A 20383-nucleotide genomic window follows, 5' to 3' on the forward strand; every position below is an offset into this window, starting at 1 on the left:
TCGAGCCATCAGAAAATTTAGATGTTTCTATTTCTTTAGAGGTTAGGATTAAATAGTTCAGAACCTATTTTTACAGGTTTCTTGGTTATTACAACTACTGTACATTAACTTAACTTTCTATAAAGCTTTAAACGTCTGTTATGACGGATCTATAAACTCCCCGGACTTGGCTTGTTGTTTTTTATCTTCAAGCAACGCTGGCATAGTACCAAAAATATAATCCCATAAAGGCGATGACACCCCAAAGGCTCTTTCCGGTTGTCTGTAATGATGTATAGCATGGTGATGCCATAATATTTTCAGGAAATTATCCGGCACCTTAAAAATATGTACGCTGTAATGAATTGCCAGATACCCGGTATACCCCATTAAAAATCCGGCTAGAAACCCAAAAACATAATCGCCCATAATGGCGCGGTAGATGATAAAAAAGAAGGTTGCCAGAATTAAAGCCAGAATCGGTGGCATGGCCAAACGCTTTTTATCTTTGGGATAATCGTGATGTACCCCGTGAACTTTGTGACTGAATTCTTCCATTTTTTGCGTCTGTGGATGATATAAAAAGCGATGCATCAGATACTCCACAAGGGTAAAAATAAACATCCCTGCAAAGAATAAAACTATCATTACAGGTGTTGTAAATCCTTTTTCTATAATCCCATAATAAATAAGACATGCCGAGATGATGGTATATAAAATTAAAGGAATCGCTATATGCGTTTTGGTTAATTGCTCAAGAAATGGATTTTTAAAGATGGTACCACTCCCCTTATGTTTAGGACGTTTGTTTCTTTTCGTACTCATTTTATGCACAAGATTGACGGTTAAAGCCTAACAAATTTATAAAAATTGTAAGGAATTAAAAAGACCCTAAACAGTTCTGATTTTCTTCTTAATGAAGAAAAGCGTAAATTCATCCAAACTTCTAATACGATTGATATCAACAAAAACAATCTATTCAAGCTGATTACAAAATATTAAGCATATGAAAAAAACCTCCCTGTCTTTATTAAGTTTCCTTCTTATAACAGGCTGTAAAGAAAAGCCTCTTACCGAAGAAGAGATGATAGCCAAAGCCAAAGACATCCATCAAAAGGTTATAACCATCGATACCCATTGCGATATAAATGTTAAGAACTTTACGGATTCTGTTAATTACACACAAGATTTAGATACACAAATCACTTTACCTAAAATGGATGAGGGTGGTTTGGATGTTGCCTGGTTGATTGTGTACACAGGGCAGGATTCCCTGACACCGTCCGGATATGAAAAAGCATATGATAATGCGATTGCTAAATTCAATGCTATTCATCGCTTAGCAGAAGACCTGGCTCCTGACCAAATAGAGTTAGCATACAATTCTGATGATGTTCGCAGAATTCATGCCACCGGAAAAAAAGTGGCTATGATCGGGATCGAAAATGGTTACCCTGTAGGAACAGACATTTCGAACGTAAAAAAGTTTTTCGATTTGGGAGGACGCTATATGTCTTTATCGCACCAGGGACATAGTCAGCTATGCGATTCTAATACCGGTGAAGGAAATAATGAATGGTTGCATAACGGTCTAAGTGATTTAGGAAAAGAAGTCGTATCGGAAATGAATAAATACGGTATGATGATCGATGTATCACATCCATCAAAAGAATCGATGCGGCAAATGATCGAGCTTACCAAGGCTCCTATCATTGCATCACACTCATCTGCCAGGGCTTTATGTAACCATAGCAGAAATCTCGATGATGAGCAATTGCAATGGTTAAAAGAAAACGGTGGCGTGGTACAAACAGTAGCTTTTAATAATTATGTGAATACCCGGAAGAATAAGGCTTTTCAGGATCAGCTAAAGAAGATCTATGAGAAAGTTTCAAATAAAATGAACTTCGTACAGGTAAGTTCGGATAGTATCCAAAAGATGTCCGACTCTGTACGAAATGTTTATTTTGAAGACTATGCGAAAATGCGCGATGCAGCTAAACCTGAAATATTGGAGTTGCAAAAGTCCGGAGCTCCGGTAGCGGTATCTGATTTTATAGATCATATTGACTATCTGGTAGATAAGATCGGAATCGCACACGTTGGAATTAGCTCTGATTTTGATGGCGGCGGCGGCATATATGGCTGGAATGATGCTTCAGAAACTTTCAATATCACTCTGGAGCTGGTAAGGCGCGGTTATACTGAAAAAGAAATAGCCATGCTTTGGGGCGAAAACCTTCTGCGCGTTTTAGATGAAGTGCAGGCCGTGGCCAAAGAATTGCAGAAGAAGTCCTGAGTCAGAAAGTTCGTCTGATAAAGTTATATAATCACCGTATCGGCTATCTCTGGATAAACTAAAGTCGAAACTTGGCAATCAAACGTCAAACACTATTGGTTATGAATAGCTGTGCCCGGACAGGCAACAAATAATACATTTTAAACAACCTCTTCCTTTTTAACAAATATTTCAAAATAGATTATGGTGTGTGTTGTAATTTTGCAGGCATAAATTATCATATATGAACATCAAGAACTTTAGAATTATCAGCATATTAGAAGGAATTTCTTATTTAGTTATATTAGGTATTACAATGCCTTTAAAATACATGGCAGATCAGCATGGCCCTAATCAATATGTAGGTATGATGCACGGTATATTGTTCATTTTGTATGTTTTGATGGCTGTTGCATTGAAAAACAGGCAAAACTGGTCGGCCCCTACTCTTGGTATTATTTTATTATGTTCGATCATTCCGTTCGGTACCTTTTGGATGGACAGGAAGTACTTGCGCGCATAGCCCGGGTAGCCGACTTACATATTTATATTCAGGAAATTTACACTAAACTTTAGGAATCGTACAAGTTATGTGTTAACTGTACGTTTGTTACTATGTAAATAATTAAAGGAAGAAAATGAAAAGCAGTTTTAAAGATATTATCAATAAAGACAAACCGGTATTAGTCGATTTTTTTGCATCGTGGTGTGGCCCGTGTCAAACCTTGGCTCCTATTTTAAAGGAAACAAAGAATGAACTGGGAGAAGATGTGAATATTGTAAAAATAGATGTCGATAAAAATCAGCCGCTGGCCACTAATTTTCAGGTCAGAGGTGTTCCGACATTGATTTTATTTAAGGAAGGACAACCCGTTTGGAGGCATTCGGGACTTTTATCAAAAAGAGAATTGATTGAGGTTATAAATTCACATCAATAAAAAGAGGACTAAATAATATGAAGGTTTTAGGTGAAATGATAAAATGTATCTGAAAACCAATATAATAATTCATTAGCATTTCATTTTATAAACATTCCTTATTTAGTCCCCTTAAAAAGGCTTGGGTCAATATTTTTCCCGATAATCGGGATTTATTCCGATAGCCCGGGAGCTCCGACACTAAAAAAGTACGCGTAGCTTTAATTATTCCGGCGTGCAGTTACCTGCGCGTATATTCATGCAATACCAGATATGGTATTTGTATGTGAAAACTAATTTCTTCTACTCTTGGTTTCCCGAAGATTCTCTGAAAGAAATTATGATGCCTGGCCACCATACAAAGCATATCTACCTCCCTGCTCTCTGTAAATGCCCTTACCGCCGACTCTAAAGAGAGTTTAGAGAGCGTGTGGTACGTATGCGGGATGCCATTTAGCACTCCGTCGAGGTACTCTTTTACCCTGATCTGTTCTTCTTTTAATTCATTTCTCGACTCAAGCGCATGTAATACCCTGATGGCTGCATCAGACTTTTTCGCTATCTGCAACATGGTATTTAGTTCACTTTGTTCCCAATAGAGATCGTATTCGGTTGCAAATGTAATCTCTTTAACCGGTTTGTATTTGGCAGATTCAGGGATTGCCAGTACACTACAGGTCACATGCCCGATAACTCCGGCAGTATTACTTCCGATAATTACTTCTTTAACCCCGCTCGACCCTTTGGTTCCCATCACTATCAAATCGATCTCAAATTCTTTAACAGCCGATTTAACTCCTGAAACAAAAGTATCGTAAGTACTTATGATTTTTATTTTAGGAACCAGGTCAGGGTAATTGTCCTTAATTCTCTTCTTTATTTCTTCGAGTCCGTCTTCAGATGCTTTTCTGGCCATGTCGGCCAGTATTTTCGTGTTTTTGGAAGAAGTGATCCCGCTTGTCGGTTGTATCGTCGGTGGCGTATATGAGTTAAACATATAAAAATGGTCTGCTTCGATGGCAAACATCTGAAAAGCGTAGTCTATAGCATTCCATGCATTTTCAGAAAAATCGGTTGGTAACAGAATATTTTTCATAGCAATCAATTAGTATTTATACCCAAATATATGATGCCTTTAAAAATTATAAAATGATAAATATCAACAGTATATCGGGCTTGCGTATTGAACCTTAAAAGGAGTCTGCCTATTCAAATACCCTGTTGAGCAGGTTTTGTAATGATTGCCATGATTTCCTGTCGGCTTCAGCATTGTATGCCAACGGAAGATTAAATTTCTTCCCAAGTGAGTCAGCATACTTACTGGTAAACGAATGTACAATCCCGGGATACGCTACATATTGATAATCGGCATTAAGACTGTCTAATCCGGATTTAAAGGCTGTTACAGACCCCTGGTCGATAAACGGATCATCGGCTCCATTGCATACCAATACTGCTGCCTTGAGTTTTTTATTGGGCATGACAGGGAGCTGTACACCACTGTGAAAAGCTGCAACAACCTCTATATTTGCTCCCATATTGGCCATGGTAAGGGCAACACTTCCTCCAAAACAATAACCGATAACAGCTATTTTATCAGGATCAACAGTGGGCTGTTCTTTTAATAACTCCAAAGCAGCATCAAATCGTTTTTGAGCCATGTCGATATTACTCATTACTTCCTTCGCAAATTTACCGGCATCATCCGGATGATGGGCCTGTTTTCCTTCACCATACATATCCAGTGCCATTGCAGTATACCCTAATCCGGCCAGCATGTCTGCCCGTTCGCGTACATAGTCGTTGTGTCCCCACCATTCGTGAATAATAAGAACCCCGGGCCTTTTACCCGTTTTACTTTCGTTATATGCCATATATCCTTTCAAACGGGTGGTGTCTACAGTATAATTTACCTCTTCACCTTTAATATCGGGAGTTTGAGATGTTGATGCCGTTCCAGTATCCGGGGATTTTTCATCTTTTTGCTGCTTACAAGCGATAACGAGCAGTACGGAAAACAGGAATACAAGCTTACTTTTGTAAAATCTCATACGGGTTTGGTTTTTTAATTTGGTATATTAAGATAGTGAATTTTAACTTTTCAGCATAAAAAAAGTCCGGATTTACCGGACTTAAAATTTTAAATATTAAAAAATCTTATTGATTTTTGGCTGCGTTTATCATTTCCTGACTCGCTACAATTCCCAGCTCTACCCTTCTGTTTTTCGAACGCCCTTCTGCTGTGGCATTATCATATTTAGGTTGGGTTTCTCCATACCATTTAACAGTAAATCTCGATTTGTCGATCCCCTGGTTAACAAGGTAGTTTACTACTGAATTTGCTCTTTTTTGAGATAACGACATATTGTATGCATCTGCTCCTGAACTGTCGGTATGACCTTCTACCAGAATATTGGTGTCGTCGTATTCTACAAATACTTCTGCCATTTTCTTCAATGTTTCCAGTCCTTGCGGTTGAATCTTATCAGAGTCAAAGGCAAATTTTACGCCACTGTTTTCATCGAAGGTAACGTTAATACCCTCACCCACACGTGTTACTTCAGCTCCCGGAATTGCAGCTTTGATATCTTCTGCCTGACGGTCCATTTTATGTCCGATCCTGTTACCTACAACCCCACCAACAGCGGCACCTATGATCGCTCCCAATACACTGTTTCCTTTTCCGACATTGTTTCCGATAACCCCACCAATGGCAGCACCTGAAGCAGCTCCAATGGCAGTTCCTTTTTGCTCACTGTTTGCATTCTGTATGGCAGAACAGCTAACCATCAGGGATATGGATACAATAACTAAAGATGACTTTTTTATAATAGATTTCATTATTTCTTTTTTTGAGTTTTTAATTTTAATATGCTTTTCTTGAATATTGTAACGCGATGGTAACCTTCTCCCCGTCTACATTAACATCGGTTGTAAGTTTCATCTGATCCTGTGATAATGAAGACACATTGAACACATAGCCATAACCCCCATTAAGATCATTTTTCTTTTCGTCAATATATTTGAACTGGAACTGTGACGGTATTCCGTTAACGTCTTGTATGGACCATCGTATGTTTCTTTGACCCGTCGGACATTCACCATGAACGATATTGTAGTATCCTGTACTGTTATTCGATCTGAAGAACCATTCACTTCCCTTAAAGCACTTGGCATCAGCGTCATTGAATAAAGTCGATTTGAAATAGCCTTGGTTTCCTTCGTAAGAAACATCATTCAATTCCCAGGTACCGTTTATGGTTTTTCTGGTATCCTTGTTTTCCTTGCTCAATCCACACGAATACAGGATCAAAGCAAAAATTGTAATTAGTAAGAAGTGCTTTTTATTCATAAGACTCAAAATTAGTTTATATAAATATACGTAAAAAATATCCTGTTAAGATGATGCAACCTTAACATTTCTCATTTTATTAATAATTTATAAGATCAAGTAACTTTTCTTCAAAATAAGCCTTGGCAAGGAATTGTTTTTCTAAGTTAGGTGCAAAAGGTACCGGGGTGTCCAGGCTCCCTACTCTTTGTACCGGTGCATCCAAAAACTCAAAGCATTCTTCCATGATCGATGCTGAAATATCACTTGCAATACCTCCAAACAGCGTGTCTTCCTGCAAAATAATAGCTTTTCCGGTCTTTTTAACAGAGGCAAATACAGTAGCAGTATCCAGGGGCTGTAAGGTTCTCAGATCTATTAAATCGGCATTAATATGCGGATTGTTCTTTAAGGTTTCAAGGGCCCAATGCACCCCGGCCCCGTAAGTTATAATACTGATATCGACACCTTCTTTTAAAATGGCGGCTTCACCTAAAGGTATGGTGTAGTAATCTGTCGGGACATCCTGGTAAATACTCCTGTATAAAGCTTTGTGTTCAAAGAACATAACCGGATTAGGATCATTAATAGCTGTATTCAGCAGCCCTTTTGCATCGTATGGGAAAGCTGGGTACACCACTTTCAGTCCGGGGGTTTTGGTAAACCATGCTTCATTGGTTTGTGAATGGAACGGACCTGCTCCTACTCCTGCTCCACATGGCATTCTTATAACTACATCTGCATTTTCACCCCATCGATAATGCGACTTGGCGATATAATTCACGATCGGGTTAAAACCTGATGAAACAAAATCGGCAAATTGCATTTCAACAACTGCCTTCATTCCGTTGATGGAAAGCCCCATTGCTGTAGAAATGATGGCCGATTCGCAGATGGGGGTATTTCTTATTCTCAATTTTCCGAATTGTTCTGCAAATCCTTCTGTGATCTTAAAGACCCCTCCGTATTCTGCAATATCCTGTCCCATCATAACCAGATGATCGTGCTTTTCCATACTTTGCCTTAAGGCTTCAGAAACGGCATCGACAAAGCGGATCTTCTTGCGCTCTTTTTTACTTTTAATCTCCTGGTTTACATCGTTTTTATAAACATCATTTAACTCATTACTTATACTGGATTCTGTGGGAGGTTCAGCAAAAGCCAATTGCAAATGAGTTTCGATTTCCTGTTTGATCCCTGCTTTAAATCCTTCTTCTGACCCTTCATTTAACACACCTTGCTCCAGCAGGTAATTTCTATAGTTTTCTATCGGGTCTTTAAGCGCCCAGGAAGCCATTAATTCCTGCGGAACATATTTTGTCCCGCTGGCTTCTTCATGTCCCCGCATTCTAAAAGTCTTGAACTCTAATAATACGGGACGAGGATTTTTTCTGATGTCTTCTGCAAGTTCACTAACCTTCTGATATACCTCAAGAATATTATTGCCGTCAATAATATGAGATTCCATTCCGTACCCGACCCCTCTATCGGCCAGGTTTTTACAGTTATACTGTTCGTATGCCGGGGTCGATAAACCATAGCCGTTATTCTCTATACAGAATATAACGGGTAGTCCCCATACAGAGGCGATATTTAACGCTTCGTGGAAATCTCCTTCACTGGTGGCTCCCTCTCCGGTAAATACGGCAGTAACTTTATGTCGGTTTTTAATTAAATCTGCCAGAGCGATTCCGTCTGCCACGCCTAATTGGGGGCCAAGGTGAGATATCATCCCTACAATTTTGTATTCACGGGTTCCAAAATGAAAGCTTCTGTCCCTGCCCTTGGTAAAACCGCCCGCCTTTCCCTGCCATTGCTTAAAAAGCCTGTTCAGGGGGATGTTTCTCGAAGTAAAAACCCCCAGGTTTCTGTGCATCGGCAATATATATTCATCCGGAGCCAGGGCATTCGTTACCCCGACAGAAATAGCTTCCTGCCCTATCCCGCTAAACCACTTGGATATTTTTCCTTGTCGTAATAACACCAGCATTTTTTCTTCGATCATCCTCGGTTTTATCATCTCCCTGTATAGTTTTAACAATACAGAATCTTCAAGATTGAACCTGTTGTATGCAAAAGGTATGGTGGTTTGGCGCGTAGTTTTCATTACTTTCTGTGAAATTAATTACTCAAATGTAGAAAAAAATAACAATGAGTACCTTCGGAGTTATATTTTTTTAATTTGTTGATTATGATGTTATCAAAAAGGAAACTTTATTCGTTACATTTGTGTAAGGTATAGTACGGACTAATTAAACACACATTATTATGAATCAAATTCCTAGTGTTGATCTGAGCGATTTTCTCTCTGAAGATCCTGCAAGAAAACAAAAGTTTATCGACGAGATAGGTGCTGCCTATGAAGATATAGGTTTTGTGGCATTAAGAGGTCATTTTTTATCTGATGAGCTGGTAGCGTCTTTATACGAGGAAATTAAAAATTTCTTCAATTTACCACAGGAAGTTAAAGATAAGTATGAAATACCGGGTATCGGAGGCCAGCGTGGTTATACTTCGTTTGGTAAAGAAACGGCCAAGGGCTTTAAAAAACCCGACCTTAAAGAGTTTTGGCATTTTGGTCAATATGTTGAAGACGATCCGAAACTTGCAGATGATTACCCCGATAACGTAATAGTGGAAGAATTACCGGAATTCAACAAGGCGGGAAAAGAAACTTATAAAATGCTGGAGAAAACAGGGCAATATGTATTGCGGGCACTGGCGCTGTATTTAGGTCTGGAAGAAACGTATTTTGATAAGTATATCAAAAACGGAAATTCTATTTTGCGCCCGATCCACTACCCCCCTATAACTGAAGAACCTGATAATGCCGTACGGGCGGCGGCTCATGGAGACATAAACCTTATCACCCTGCTGATGGGAGCTCAGGGGAAAGGGCTACAGGTACAAAACCATAAAGGAGAATGGGTTGATGCGATAGCTGAACCGGACGAGTTAATGATAAATGTGGGTGATATGCTTTCACGTCATTCCAACAATCGCTTAAAATCAACAATCCACAGAGTGGTTAATCCCCCACGTGAGATGTGGGGTACTTCGAGATTTTCTATTCCGTTCTTTATGCACCCTATCAGTGAAATGCCACTGAATTGCCTGGAGAATTGTATCGACGGAGACCATCCTAAACTATACGATGATATCACCGCAGGTGCTTTTTTACATGAGCGTTTGGTTGAATTAGGCTTGATTAAAGAATAACAGATAAACAAAAAAACAAGTGAAGAGGTCGTCTAAAAGCCCCTTATGATGGCTAAATGTTAGATTGAGTCCTTCGGTTATCGCTCAGGGCAGACCAAAGTCGGATGCTGTTCATCATCAAATGCGATGGGTTCCCGATAGCTGCGCGATGCACTTAGAATGAAAATATTTTTTATTTCAGTAATACCTGGACGGACAGCAAATAACACCTTTTAGAAGGTCTCTTTATGTTTAATATTATGGATTTACAAGATCAATTAAAAAGCTTATTCCCCGATCACGTTCCTTCTGAAGAAGAAAAACAAGAAGAAAAAAGTAATGTTTGGTTACAGGATGAGCCTCTTTTGTGCAAGTACGAAAAACGAAAAGGGAAGCCCGTTACCATTATAGCAGGTTATAACGGAGCGGATTCTGATTTTAAAATACTGGCAAAAGAAATTAAAACGATGCTAAGCGTTGGAGGGAGCTTTAAAAATGATGAAATCCTCATCCAGGGGGATTATCGAAATCAAATTATGGAGTTTCTTAAAGAAAAAGGATTTAATGTAAAACGAGTTGGCGGATAATCTTAACATTAAATGTTGTGGGGTGTTCGTTGAAATTTATAATTTTATCATTACGTAATCAAACCTTAACATTACACTAATGAGTAAGATACTGCACATAACTAATGGCGATTCTTTTACTTCGTATTTAGAGCAACTGAATATTAAAGGTGATATCATCACATGGCGTGAAATGCTTTGCGAAGGCAGAACTACCACCGATGTGGGAAGCGAGAGCTTCTGGAGGACCAGATTTGATTTCCTCAAGAACTCATACAAAGTAAGTAAAGAGCGTTTTGTAGAATTTACACTCAAGGAATACAGAAGGTTATGTAACCAGAAACACCAACAGGAAATTGTTCTCTGGTTTGAGTATGACCTGTTTTGTCAGGTAAACATGATAGCCGTTTTAAGCTGGCTACATAAAAACAGAAAGGGAGTCCCTGTTTCTTTGGTTTGTTCCGGAAAAGAAGACGATACAGAAAGACTTTATGGACTAAGTGAGCTTTCAGCAGAACATATTGGTCTACTTTATAAAAAGAGACTCCACCTTACGCTCGACGATATTGAATATGCCGATTACATATGGCAACTGTACTGCGGAGATAACCCTATTCAGTTATACACTGCCATAAAGCAGAATTCATCTCAGCTAAAATACATAACACCTGCATTCTTGTCACATCTGCACCGTTTCCCTACAGTAGAAAACGGATTGAACGAACTCGAAAACAATGTATTAAAAGCTGCCAGGGATCACAAAATAAACAGTAAAGACCAACTGGTGGTACATATGTTAAAAAACCAGGGGTATTACGGATTCAGCGATTTACAGTATAAAAAGCTCATCACCGGTTTGCGCCCCCTGTTCGTCTCTTTTCATCCTGCTAAACTTACCAAACTAGGAAATGAGGTCGCCCAGAATATCACAAATTATTATGGTACTATTAAAGACGATAATGTATATTTAGGAGGAGCCCCAAAATATTCTTTTCTTTACCATGCCGAAACCGATAAGCTATTAAAGCTGTAAAAAGTGCTTTTAAAATATTGTAAGTGAGTTTAGCATCATCAGAATTAATTTTAAATCCAGACGGAAGCATCTATCATTTAAACCTGCTCCCTGAGGATATTGGAGAAACTATTATTACGGTCGGAGATCCTGATCGTGTAAAAAGTGTTTCTAAATATTTCGATACCATCGAGGTAAAAAAAGGGAAACGTGAGTTTGTAACCCATACGGGATTACTGAACGGAAAACGCATCAGTGTCATCTCGACAGGAATCGGTACCGATAATATCGATATTGTCCTTAACGAACTCGATGCCCTGGTTAATATAGACCTGAAACAAAGAGAAATAAAGCTACAAAAAACACCATTGGATATTGTACGGATCGGCACTTCCGGGTCTTTACAGGCTCATATTCCGGTCGATTCATTCCTGATGAGTAAATATGCTATCGGATTCGACAGCCTTTTACATTATTACCGGAGTGAAAATATACAGCATACAGACATCCAGGAAGCTTTGATCCTTCATACTTCATGGAGACAGGATATGTCCAGACCCTATGTTGTATCCTTTGATAATGATTTAGGCCTGAAATTGTCTTCAGAAATGATTTATTCGGGAATGACGGGGACCAATGTAGGCTTTTATGGCCCGCAGGGACGTGTGTTACGTCTTCATATTACCGATGAATCGTTGAACGATAAACTGGCCTCTTTTGACCATAACGGATTAAAAATAACAAACCTGGAAATGGAGACCGCCGGTATTTACGGCCTGTCAAAGCTACTGGGACACCGGGCAGTTTCTTTAAATTGCATTATAGCCAACAGAGCAAATGGTACTTTCTCAGAGAACCCTAAGCTTGCTGTAGACCGTTTAATTAAATATACACTTGAAAAACTGACATCTTGATGAAATCCCTCAAAATAGCCGGAGTCCCTGAACATTTTAATTTACCTTGGCATTTAGCCATTGAAGAGAATGCTTTTGAAGAAAGAGGCATTGAACTTGAATGGACAGATGTACCTGAGGGTACAGGACGTATGTGTCAAATGCTGCGTGATGGAGAAACTGATATCGCTATTATTTTAACCGAAGGAATCGTTAAGGATATAACCGAAGGAAATCCGTCAAAAATCGTTCAGACATATGTTGAGAGTCCGCTGCTATGGGGCATTCATGTAGGAGGTCACACTTCGATAGAGTCGCCTGACGAAATAAAGAATGGTAAAATAGCTATTTCCCGATACGGAAGCGGAAGTCATCTGATGGCTTATATAAATGCAAAAAACCAAGGATGGGATGCAACCGGACTTCAATTCGAAGTGATAAACAACCTCGACGGTGCCATTAAAGCTCTTACCAACGGTACTGCCGATTATTTTATGTGGGAGCATTTTACGACCAAACCGGTTGTAGACAAAGGAATTTTTAAAAGAATCGGAGATTGCCCTACTCCCTGGCCTTGCTTTGTTATCGCTGTAAGAAATGAGATCCTGGAAAAAAAACCTTCTGTTATAGCACATGTGCTTGACGTTATTAACACATACACTGTTGAATTTAAGCAGATACCAAGTATCGACAGAACTATAGCCAACCGCTACAAACAAAAGCTGGAGGATATTCAGAAATGGTTATCCCTTACACAGTGGAGCCAACAACAAATTTCAGAAACTGTTATCAAAAACGTTCAGGAACAATTGATGTCATTAGATATTCTTGATAAAAAAACAGCTTATAAAGAATTGGTTTTTAATCAATAACAGCCATTTTTATTCGATAATCGAGCTTTATCCCGGATAGCCATCGGAGCTCCGACGCTTGTCCATGTGAAATAGTCCTGACGGAATTTCATTGGGCTTGCACCGAGGTAGTTTACTCCGGCAGGGATGTCAGTTCAATTTGCAAAGTTGAACCTGCCTTCTCCTCTTTTGGCATTTCAAGCTCAAACTCATCGCTGATTTTAGCTTTTGGAAACTGAATGCCAAGATGGATGAATTCATTTTTCTGTGAAGGATCGGAAATGTAGAGTAAAGGAGCTCTGTAATCCTTATAATCAATCATTACCGCACAAGGTTTATCAACAACAACCTTAAAGTCTTTATGGTTAAAAGTGGCTGCTTCAAAAAAGACCAATTGCAACAGGTTCAGGTCATTGCTTTTTACAGCTTGTACCTCCGGAGTGTTTTTAAGAATCTCTATGTCTTTATTGCGGTATTTTTTCAATTCTTTTCTGTCAGAAACTCCCGGAACAACTATATACTTATATGTGGCTTTATCGGGATGCTGTCCATGATCGAACCAAAGTGTAAAAACCTCTTTTTCAACTTCTTTATCAGGATGTGTTTTATTGATGTCGTGCCAGTTTCCTTTCTGAAAACCTTTGGTGAATTGCAGCTGTCCCCCTTCAGGAAACAAGTAGGCTATTTTATTGTTAATAACCCAATTCAGGTCATTATTGAACTTGAAGGTTCCTCCGGTAATATGTTTAATCTTTCGGTGTTCCTTAATCGATACACTATTAGGTGATAAAGCCTGATCTACGGTGGTAATAACGTTTTTTAAACTGTCAGAACGAATATCGGTACCGAGGCAAACTATCTCATCATCGAAAAAGAACCAGCTCTTTTTGGCCTGAATTCCGTAATCGTCTAACCGGTAGGTATGAGAACCATAGGCTCCATTTGAAATTCCCCCGGTAAAATGGGAAGTACCCAATACCTGCCATGCCTTTCTTTGTGGAATCTCTTTTAAGACCGGAGCTGTAACTCCCGGTATTTTATTCCAGTCCCAAACCGGAAAGATATTAAAATATTCATCTCCCTGAACCCTGATATTTGTAGCGCCATCCGTGAGGAAGTAAGCCTTTAAATTCTCTTCATTGCCGTTCTCCGTCCTTGAGGTTCTGTTTGAAGAAGTGCGGACAGAAAAGCTGTAATTTTTATTATGGAGGGTATAGTCTGATCTCCAGAAGTGAAAATGTTTGTTGACCTTGCTTTCTTCTGAACGATGTTTTAGCCCTGAAACAGCCCTGGTATATTCCTGTTCCCGATCCGGGTCTATTCGTTTCAGCTTACCAAGTGTATTTATGACGGCATCTCCCTTCAACCTGTTTTTTCGACTAACAGACCTTCCGTTAACGCTAAAGTCCATATATCCGTTTTGAAGCGTATTAAGGTATGTATGTAATATAAAATCAGACAACAATTTTAACTTCTGACCCGATAAGGCATAAGATGTACCTGAAACATACGTTGCGGCAAGTACTTCGTTTTCTATGAAAACGGTTCCATACCCCCCTATATAAAGCTGTGGCCCGTGCTGATGGTATGAATAATCATGCTGTAAACCTTCCTTCATCGTAAATCTTATCGGGAAAAAACTTTCATCAACACCGGTCTTTAAAACGTTCTTATCCCTTAACAGGCTACCTCTGAAAATATAATGTAAAGCGATATCCAGTTTATTTGCTCCCGTCCACTTTTTAGGATCTCCACGGTGCATACGATCTATCAGATTGTGTTTTAATTCCGTATCGAAGGGTACATTGCTCTTTTCCAATAATATAAGTATGACTCCCAGCCGTTGTGGAACCGCTATCTGATTGAACCACCAGTTATTACTTTCAGGATTGCTGTCATACCAATACTTCAAACCTATGTGCAGGGCATGGTGTAATGATGGGTCCTGATAGAATGAGCTCTCCGGAAAAATATATGCTTTTGCCAACTGATTTAAATGGTTTAAATGCTTTAAAGGGTCCCATAGAGTACGGTGTGTAATCGTATAATCGATATGTTGCCACGATCCGTCTTTTCTTTGTTTTTTTAACAAGATGGCCACGCTGTCGCTTAATTTAGATGTATTATCAATACCCGATAATTCTTCCTGTTGAATGTTATGAATAATCTTGTCAAAATCAGACTGACCATACGCAGGGATCATACAGATAGCGTATAAAAATAAGAACCATTGTTTCATAGTTGACGAATAAAATATAATACAATCGATTGTAAAGATAATCAATAATCGATATCTGTCAAGCGCCAATCACCATTCAACAGGAAGTTTCCCTATACTTTTTAGAAAATCATTACAATGACTAAAGTGTTTGTTCCCGAACCAATACCCCCTGTTGGCACTGAGGGGCGACGGATGTCCGGAAGTTAAGATCTTATGTTTAGAACTGTCTATAAGTCTGGTCTTCTTCTTGGCATAACCGCCCCAGAGCATAAAAACAACATTCTTCTTTTGCAGGGATATCTGCTGTATAACAGCATCAGTAAAGGTTTCCCATCCTTTATTTTGATGACTGCCCGCCTGGTGTGCCCTTACCGTTAAAGTGGCATTAAGCAACATAACGCCCTGGCTTGCCCACCGCTCCAGATTTCCGCTTTCGGGATAAGGAACGTTCAAATCACTTTCAACTTCCTTAAAAATATTAATCAATGAAGGCGGATGTTGTACCCCTTCATTTACTGAGAAGCACAAACCATTGGCTTGGCCTGCCCCATGATACGGATCCTGTCCGATGATCACGACCTTAATATTCTCAGGCCGGCAATGATCGAAGGCAGAAAAGATCTGTTTCCCGGGAGGATAACAGGTATGATGCTGGTATTCAGACTTTACGAACTCTACCAGTTTTTCGAAGTATGGTTTATTGAATTCATCTTCCAGAAAAGGCTTCCAGCTTGAGTGGATATTGACGTTCATTTTTATTCTTTTGGATTATTCAGGAGCTAAAATAATACTATCTTTAAATTTTATTAAACATATACGGAGTGAAAAAAATAAAGTTCCCTACTGCTCAAACCATTTTACTGATAATTGCTGCTATGGTTGCCATGTTAACATGGATCGTTCCTGCCGGAAAATATGATACACTTACTTTTAACAAGCATACAAATACATTTACCAGAACAAGCATAGACAAAACAGAAACCCTGGCGGCCGAACAGGCCACCCTGGATAATTTGAATATTAAAATCCCGCTGGAAAAGTTTATCGATGGCGATATATGGAAACCAATCAGTATTCCTGATACCTATCAAAAACTGGAGGCACACCCGCAAGGTATTGCAGCTTTTGTAAAGTCTCCTGTCAAAGGAATTATAGAATCTGCCGATATCATTTTTTTAGTATTGATTATCGGTGGCCTGATAGGTATTATGAATGCCAGCGGTGCATTTGACGCCGGTATCGCATGGCTGGCTAAAGCACTGAAAGGAAGAGAATATATATTGATCGTTTTAATAACCGGCCTGATTGCTTTGGGAGGTACTACCTTTGGTCTGGCAGAAGAAACCATCGCCTTCTACCCTATTTTGATCCCGGTTTTTTTAGCCGCTAAGTATGACGCCATGGTGGCATTGGCTTCGATTTATATAGGCTCGTCAATCGGAACAATGTGCTCGACCGTAAATCCGTTCAGTACTATTATAGCAAGTGATGCTGCCGGCATTAACTGGACCACCGGGTTGAATGGAAGGTTTTTAATGCTTTTAGCAGGAACCCTGATCTGTATCATTTACATCATCAGGTATGCACAACGGGTAAAGAAAGATCCGTCCAGATCTATTATAATTGAAGAAAAAGACACTATTGAAAAACTTTTTCCTGCAATCGACCTGAGCAATACAAAAAACTTAACACTCCGGTTACGCCTGATCCTATTCGTGTTTTTAATGTGTTTTGTCATTATGATCTATGGCGTATCACAATTAGAATGGTGGTTCGTAGAAATGACCGCAGTGTTTTTGGCAGGTGCCGTCATTATTGGTTTCCTGGCAAGAATAAATGAAGTGACTTTTGTTGATACTTTTGTTAAGGGTGCCGGCGATCTTTTAGGGGTAGCTCTGATAATAGGCATTGCAAGAGGTGTGTCTGTGCTGATGAATGATGGCCTGATCAGTGATACGATGCTTTATTATGCCAGCCATGTTACAGAAGGAATGAACAAGGGGTTTTTCTCTTCTATTATGTTGTTCATATATGGAGGACTTTCATTTTTTATTCCCTCGTCATCCGGAATGGCCGTTTTAACGATGCCGGTTATGTCGCCACTGGCCGATACTGTTGGTATTGGCCGTGAAGTAGTGGTCAATGCATATCAGTACGGTATGGGACTGTTTGCTTTTATCAACCCGACCGGCTTAATTTTAGCTTCGCTGGCCATTGTCAAAGTGGGATATGACAAATGGCTGAAATTTGTCATGCCCCTGGTTATTATATTGGTCATTACTACGATTTTGTTTTTAACACTATCTGTATATATATAATACAGCCTTGTTACTGTTATACAGAATTGCTTAATTTTGCAGAGCCTTAAATGAAGGTTCATTTTGCTATGAATAAAATTCACAATAAGACATTACAGGATCTGGAATTTTCAACTGTTTTAAGTCAAATTTCGGATAGATGTACTACTGATTTGGGAAAGGATGCCGCTTTATCGATTTCTCCTTATACTAAAAAGGAAAAAATGATGGAAGCGCTGTACCATACTAATGAGTACTTATCTTCTTTTGACAATAACAACCAGGTTCCGAATCATGGTTTTGAAGAAATAACAGCTGAAATAAAGCTATTACATATTGAAAATTCGGTTTTGGAAATAAAAGGTTTTCGAAAGATCGCTTCTATTTCCAATACCGTTAATACGCATATCGTCTTCTTTAAAAAGTTCCATGATTACTACCCTACCCTGTTTGAAACCTCTAAAGAAATTGAATTCACCAGGGAGATTGTACAGGAAACAGAAAGAATTATCGATCGTTTTGGCGAAATTAAAGATGAAGCTTCTTCCGATTTACAATATATAAGAAGGCAGTTAAATGAGGTAAAAGGTAAAATAAACCAGAGTTTTACTCGTGCTTTGAGTAGCTATATTGCCTCAGGTTATTTAGATGATATTAAGGAATCTGTTGTAGAAAACAGAAGAGTACTGGCCGTCAAAGCCATGTATCGCCGTAAGGTAAAAGGAAGTGTACTTGGCAGTAGTAAAACAGGCAGTATCGTTTACATCGAACCGGAAGAGACTTTTAGGTACAACAGGGAGCTGAACAACCTGGAATATGATGAAAAGGAAGAAATTAACCGGATTTTAAAAAATCTGACAGCCTTTTTACGTCCTTTTATTTCTCTGTTACAAAAATATCAGACTTACTTAACTCTTATTGACGTTATTGCAGCAAAAGCAAAATATGCCTCCGATATTAACGGTATTTTACCGGCTATTTCTTCAGATAAGGAAATGGAGCTTATCGATGCTTTTCACCCGTTATTGTTTTTAACAAATAAAAGAAAGGGAGAGAAGACATATCCGCAAACCATATCGCTCCATAAGGAAAACAGGATCATTGTCATTTCTGGCCCGAATGCAGGAGGAAAAAGTATCACACTTAAAACTGTTGGATTGCTTCAGGTGATGCTTCAAAGCGGAATGCTGGTCTCTGTTCACCCAAGGAGTAAAATGTGCGTCTTTAAAAGGATACTGACAGATATAGGCGATAATCAATCTATAGAAAACCACCTGAGCACCTATAGTTATCGTCTGAAGAATATGAATTACTTTTTAAAGAAATGCAATGACAACACCTTATTTTTAATAGATGAGTTTGGAACAGGGAGTGATCCTGAACTGGGAGGAGCCTTGGCTGAAACATTTTTAGAAGAGTTCTATAATCGTGATGCCTACGGTATTATCACAACCCATTATGCCAACCTTAAAATGCTAGCTGATGAGCTGCCACATACAACGAATGCCAACATGATGTTCGACAACAGGACATTAGAGCCTATTTTTAAACTGGTTGTAGGACAACCGGGAAGTTCCTTTACTTTTGAAGTGGCACAGAAAAACGGCATACCTTATAGCCTTATCAACAGGGCAAAAAAGAAAATTGAAGGCGGAAAAGTACGCTTCGACAGAACCATTGCGAAACTTCAGAAAGAACATCGTCAAATGTCCAAAACCTCTTCGCAGTTAAAAGAAGAAGAAGTTAAAGCCCGGGAGGAAGCCAAAAGGCTCGATGAGCTTAATGCCAGAATTAAGACTAAACTTGAAAGTTATCAGGAATTATACGACCATAATCAACGTATGATCTATTTGGGCAATAAAGTAAACGACATTGCCGAAAAGTATTTCTACAACAATAAAAAACGTCCGCTGGTATCTGAATTCCTCCGGATTGTTGAAACTGAAAACTCAAAACGCAAACGGCAGACAAAAAAGGAAAAGCAGGAAGTTAAAGTAAAAAAGGAGATCGCAGAAAAAGAAGTACAAAAAGAGGTAGCTGTTATCCGCAAGAAGAAAAAAGCAGCAAAAGAGAAGAAAGTACAGAAAGAAGCTAACAAACCTCGACCGGTACTAAGAATTGGCGACCGTGTTCGTTTGTTGGACGGAAAAGCGGTGGGGAGTATTGATACCATAGAGAAAGACAAAGCTATTGTGAATTATGGTATGTTTACAACCAGTGTCAGTTTAGATCAGTTGGAACTAGTGGAAGCAAAAAAATAAAATGGAAATCCCCAAAAACAAAAAGATCATCTTGTTCGACGGCGTGTGCAATTTGTGCAACAACGCTGTGCAGTACATAATTAAAAAAGATAAAAAAGATGTATTTCGATTCGCCTCCCTACAGAGCGATATCGGTCTTCAGCTCGCCAAGGAAAGAGGTATTGATACAGGTCAGGTAGATTCCATTGTGATGATCGATCCCGGAAATGCCTATTATGTAAAATCTACGGCAGCTCTGGAGATAGCAAAGGATTTAGGTGGATTTTATGCCTTTTTAGCTCCTGTACTATTATATATTCCAACCAGATTAAGAGATATAGGTTACGACTTTATAGCCAGGAACCGTTACAAATGGTATGGTAAAAAGGATCAATGTATGATCCCGACTGCGGAACTGAAAGAAAAATTTTTGGAATAAACTACCTCGGGGCATGCCCACGAGAGGGCCAAGCGTAAAGAAAAGGTCTACCAGACCTTTTTGCGATGGAGCCGGCCGGCGCATGGCAAAACATTTCAATGCAAGTCCTATGAAATTCCGTCAAGACTATTTCATAAGGACAAGCCCTATGAAATTCCTTT

General features: G+C 39.1%; 19 protein-coding genes. 11 read left to right on the plus strand and 8 right to left on the minus strand.

Going from position 1 to position 20383, the window contains the following annotated elements:
- Positions 1-138: 138 nt before the first annotated feature.
- A complete protein-coding gene (locus tag MQE36_RS13365; RefSeq protein WP_242936480.1) occupies positions 139-804 on the minus strand; it encodes a sterol desaturase family protein in 666 nt (221 codons plus the stop codon).
- Positions 805-985: 181 nt separating this feature from the next.
- Here MQE36_RS13365 and MQE36_RS13370 point away from each other — a divergent pair, with 181 nt between their 5' ends.
- From MQE36_RS13370 to trxA, 3 genes are all read left to right on the plus strand, one after another.
- A complete protein-coding gene (locus tag MQE36_RS13370) occupies positions 986-2278 on the plus strand; it encodes a dipeptidase (RefSeq protein ID WP_242936481.1) in 1293 nt (430 codons plus the stop codon).
- Between the two features lie 223 nt (positions 2279-2501).
- The gene (locus MQE36_RS13375; protein WP_242936482.1) at positions 2502-2780 is read left to right on the plus strand and encodes a DUF3817 domain-containing protein; all 279 of its coding nucleotides are present in this window, start codon (positions 2502-2504) and stop codon (positions 2778-2780) included.
- 115 nt (positions 2781-2895) lie between these two features.
- Positions 2896-3195 carry a thioredoxin gene (trxA, locus tag MQE36_RS13380; protein WP_242936483.1) on the plus strand — a complete coding sequence of 100 codons (300 nt, stop codon included), beginning with the start codon at positions 2896-2898 and terminating at the stop codon, positions 3193-3195.
- A gap of 220 nt (positions 3196-3415) precedes the next feature.
- Here trxA and MQE36_RS13385 read toward each other — a convergent pair whose 3' ends face one another.
- The 5 genes from MQE36_RS13385 to MQE36_RS13405 all read right to left on the minus strand — a co-directional run bounded on the left by MQE36_RS13385 (position 3416) and on the right by MQE36_RS13405 (position 8612).
- Positions 3416-4270 carry a universal stress protein gene (locus tag MQE36_RS13385; protein WP_242936484.1) on the minus strand — a complete coding sequence of 285 codons (855 nt, stop codon included), beginning with the start codon at positions 4268-4270 and terminating at the stop codon, positions 3416-3418.
- Positions 4271-4379: 109 nt separating this feature from the next.
- Entirely contained in the window at positions 4380-5225 is an 846-nt protein-coding gene (locus MQE36_RS13390) for a dienelactone hydrolase family protein (protein WP_242936485.1), read from the minus strand.
- A gap of 106 nt (positions 5226-5331) precedes the next feature.
- A complete protein-coding gene (locus MQE36_RS13395) occupies positions 5332-6015 on the minus strand; it encodes a YiaD family glycine zipper/OmpA-like lipoprotein (protein ID WP_242936486.1) in 684 nt (227 codons plus the stop codon).
- 25 nt (positions 6016-6040) lie between these two features.
- Positions 6041-6526, minus strand: coding sequence for a lipocalin family protein (locus MQE36_RS13400; protein WP_242936487.1), 486 nt, complete (start codon positions 6524-6526; stop codon positions 6041-6043).
- Between the two features lie 79 nt (positions 6527-6605).
- Positions 6606-8612 (minus strand): alpha-ketoacid dehydrogenase subunit alpha/beta, encoded by a 2007-nt coding sequence (locus MQE36_RS13405; RefSeq protein ID WP_242936488.1) that lies wholly within the window; start codon positions 8610-8612, stop codon positions 6606-6608.
- 161 nt (positions 8613-8773) lie between these two features.
- Between MQE36_RS13405 and MQE36_RS13410 the strand changes: the two genes are divergently transcribed.
- The 5 genes from MQE36_RS13410 (at position 8774) to MQE36_RS13430 (ending at position 13046) form a co-directional block, all read left to right on the plus strand.
- Positions 8774-9724, plus strand: coding sequence for an isopenicillin N synthase family dioxygenase (locus tag MQE36_RS13410; RefSeq protein ID WP_242936489.1), 951 nt, complete (start codon positions 8774-8776; stop codon positions 9722-9724).
- 239 nt (positions 9725-9963) lie between these two features.
- Entirely contained in the window at positions 9964-10290 is a 327-nt protein-coding gene (locus MQE36_RS13415) for a translation initiation factor (protein WP_242936490.1), read from the plus strand.
- 79 nt (positions 10291-10369) lie between these two features.
- Positions 10370-11302, plus strand: a complete 933-nt coding sequence (locus tag MQE36_RS13420) for a DUF1835 domain-containing protein (RefSeq protein ID WP_242936491.1) — start codon at positions 10370-10372, stop codon at positions 11300-11302.
- 23 nt (positions 11303-11325) lie between these two features.
- Positions 11326-12195: a nucleoside phosphorylase gene (locus MQE36_RS13425; protein ID WP_242936492.1), complete on the plus strand. Its 870-nt coding sequence runs from the start codon at positions 11326-11328 to the stop codon at positions 12193-12195.
- Positions 12195-13046: a substrate-binding domain-containing protein gene (locus MQE36_RS13430; RefSeq protein ID WP_242936493.1), complete on the plus strand. Its 852-nt coding sequence runs from the start codon at positions 12195-12197 to the stop codon at positions 13044-13046. The genes MQE36_RS13425 and MQE36_RS13430 overlap by 1 nt, the downstream gene beginning before the upstream one ends.
- Positions 13047-13158: 112 nt before the next feature.
- Here MQE36_RS13430 and MQE36_RS13435 read toward each other — a convergent pair whose 3' ends face one another.
- Entirely contained in the window at positions 13159-15264 is a 2106-nt protein-coding gene (locus MQE36_RS13435) for a polysaccharide lyase 8 family protein (protein WP_242936494.1), read from the minus strand.
- Between the two features lie 69 nt (positions 15265-15333).
- On the minus strand, positions 15334-15999 hold the full coding sequence (locus tag MQE36_RS13440; protein ID WP_242936495.1) for a uracil-DNA glycosylase: 666 nt from the start codon (positions 15997-15999) through the stop codon (positions 15334-15336).
- A gap of 68 nt (positions 16000-16067) precedes the next feature.
- Here MQE36_RS13440 and MQE36_RS13445 point away from each other — a divergent pair, with 68 nt between their 5' ends.
- The 3 genes from MQE36_RS13445 to MQE36_RS13455 all read left to right on the plus strand — a co-directional run bounded on the left by MQE36_RS13445 (position 16068) and on the right by MQE36_RS13455 (position 20222).
- The gene (locus MQE36_RS13445) at positions 16068-17564 is read left to right on the plus strand and encodes a YfcC family protein (protein ID WP_242936496.1); all 1497 of its coding nucleotides are present in this window, start codon (positions 16068-16070) and stop codon (positions 17562-17564) included.
- 68 nt (positions 17565-17632) lie between these two features.
- Positions 17633-19804 (plus strand): endonuclease MutS2, encoded by a 2172-nt coding sequence (locus tag MQE36_RS13450; protein WP_242938853.1) that lies wholly within the window; start codon positions 17633-17635, stop codon positions 19802-19804.
- A gap of 1 nt (position 19805) precedes the next feature.
- Positions 19806-20222, plus strand: a complete 417-nt coding sequence (locus MQE36_RS13455) for a thiol-disulfide oxidoreductase DCC family protein (RefSeq protein ID WP_242936497.1) — start codon at positions 19806-19808, stop codon at positions 20220-20222.
- Positions 20223-20383 lie beyond the last annotated feature (161 nt).

It is taken from the genome of Zhouia spongiae (genome assembly GCF_022760175.1).
GTDB classification, from domain to species: domain Bacteria; phylum Bacteroidota; class Bacteroidia; order Flavobacteriales; family Flavobacteriaceae; genus Zhouia; species Zhouia spongiae.

Coding starts and splice junctions, on each gene's coding strand:
- MQE36_RS13420 (WP_242936491.1), top strand. CDS start 10,370: ATGAGTAAGATACTGCACATAACTAATGGCGATTCTTTTACTTCGTAT.
- MQE36_RS13375 (WP_242936482.1), top strand. CDS start 2,502: ATGAACATCAAGAACTTTAGAATTATCAGCATATTAGAAGGAATTTCT.
- MQE36_RS13390 (WP_242936485.1), bottom strand. CDS start 5,225: ATGAGATTTTACAAAAGTAAGCTTGTATTCCTGTTTTCCGTACTGCTC.
- MQE36_RS13405 (WP_242936488.1), bottom strand. CDS start 8,612: ATGAAAACTACGCGCCAAACCACCATACCTTTTGCATACAACAGGTTC.
- MQE36_RS13400 (WP_242936487.1), bottom strand. CDS start 6,526: ATGAATAAAAAGCACTTCTTACTAATTACAATTTTTGCTTTGATCCTG.
- MQE36_RS13370 (WP_242936481.1), top strand. CDS start 986: ATGAAAAAAACCTCCCTGTCTTTATTAAGTTTCCTTCTTATAACAGGC.
- trxA (WP_242936483.1), top strand. CDS start 2,896: ATGAAAAGCAGTTTTAAAGATATTATCAATAAAGACAAACCGGTATTA.
- MQE36_RS13395 (WP_242936486.1), bottom strand. CDS start 6,015: ATGAAATCTATTATAAAAAAGTCATCTTTAGTTATTGTATCCATATCC.
- MQE36_RS13455 (WP_242936497.1), top strand. CDS start 19,806: ATGGAAATCCCCAAAAACAAAAAGATCATCTTGTTCGACGGCGTGTGC.
- MQE36_RS13435 (WP_242936494.1), bottom strand. CDS start 15,264: ATGAAACAATGGTTCTTATTTTTATACGCTATCTGTATGATCCCTGCG.
- MQE36_RS13365 (WP_242936480.1), bottom strand. CDS start 804: ATGAGTACGAAAAGAAACAAACGTCCTAAACATAAGGGGAGTGGTACC.
- MQE36_RS13410 (WP_242936489.1), top strand. CDS start 8,774: ATGAATCAAATTCCTAGTGTTGATCTGAGCGATTTTCTCTCTGAAGAT.
- MQE36_RS13415 (WP_242936490.1), top strand. CDS start 9,964: ATGGATTTACAAGATCAATTAAAAAGCTTATTCCCCGATCACGTTCCT.
- MQE36_RS13450 (WP_242938853.1), top strand. CDS start 17,633: ATGAATAAAATTCACAATAAGACATTACAGGATCTGGAATTTTCAACT.
- MQE36_RS13440 (WP_242936495.1), bottom strand. CDS start 15,999: ATGAACGTCAATATCCACTCAAGCTGGAAGCCTTTTCTGGAAGATGAA.
- MQE36_RS13430 (WP_242936493.1), top strand. CDS start 12,195: ATGAAATCCCTCAAAATAGCCGGAGTCCCTGAACATTTTAATTTACCT.
- MQE36_RS13385 (WP_242936484.1), bottom strand. CDS start 4,270: ATGAAAAATATTCTGTTACCAACCGATTTTTCTGAAAATGCATGGAAT.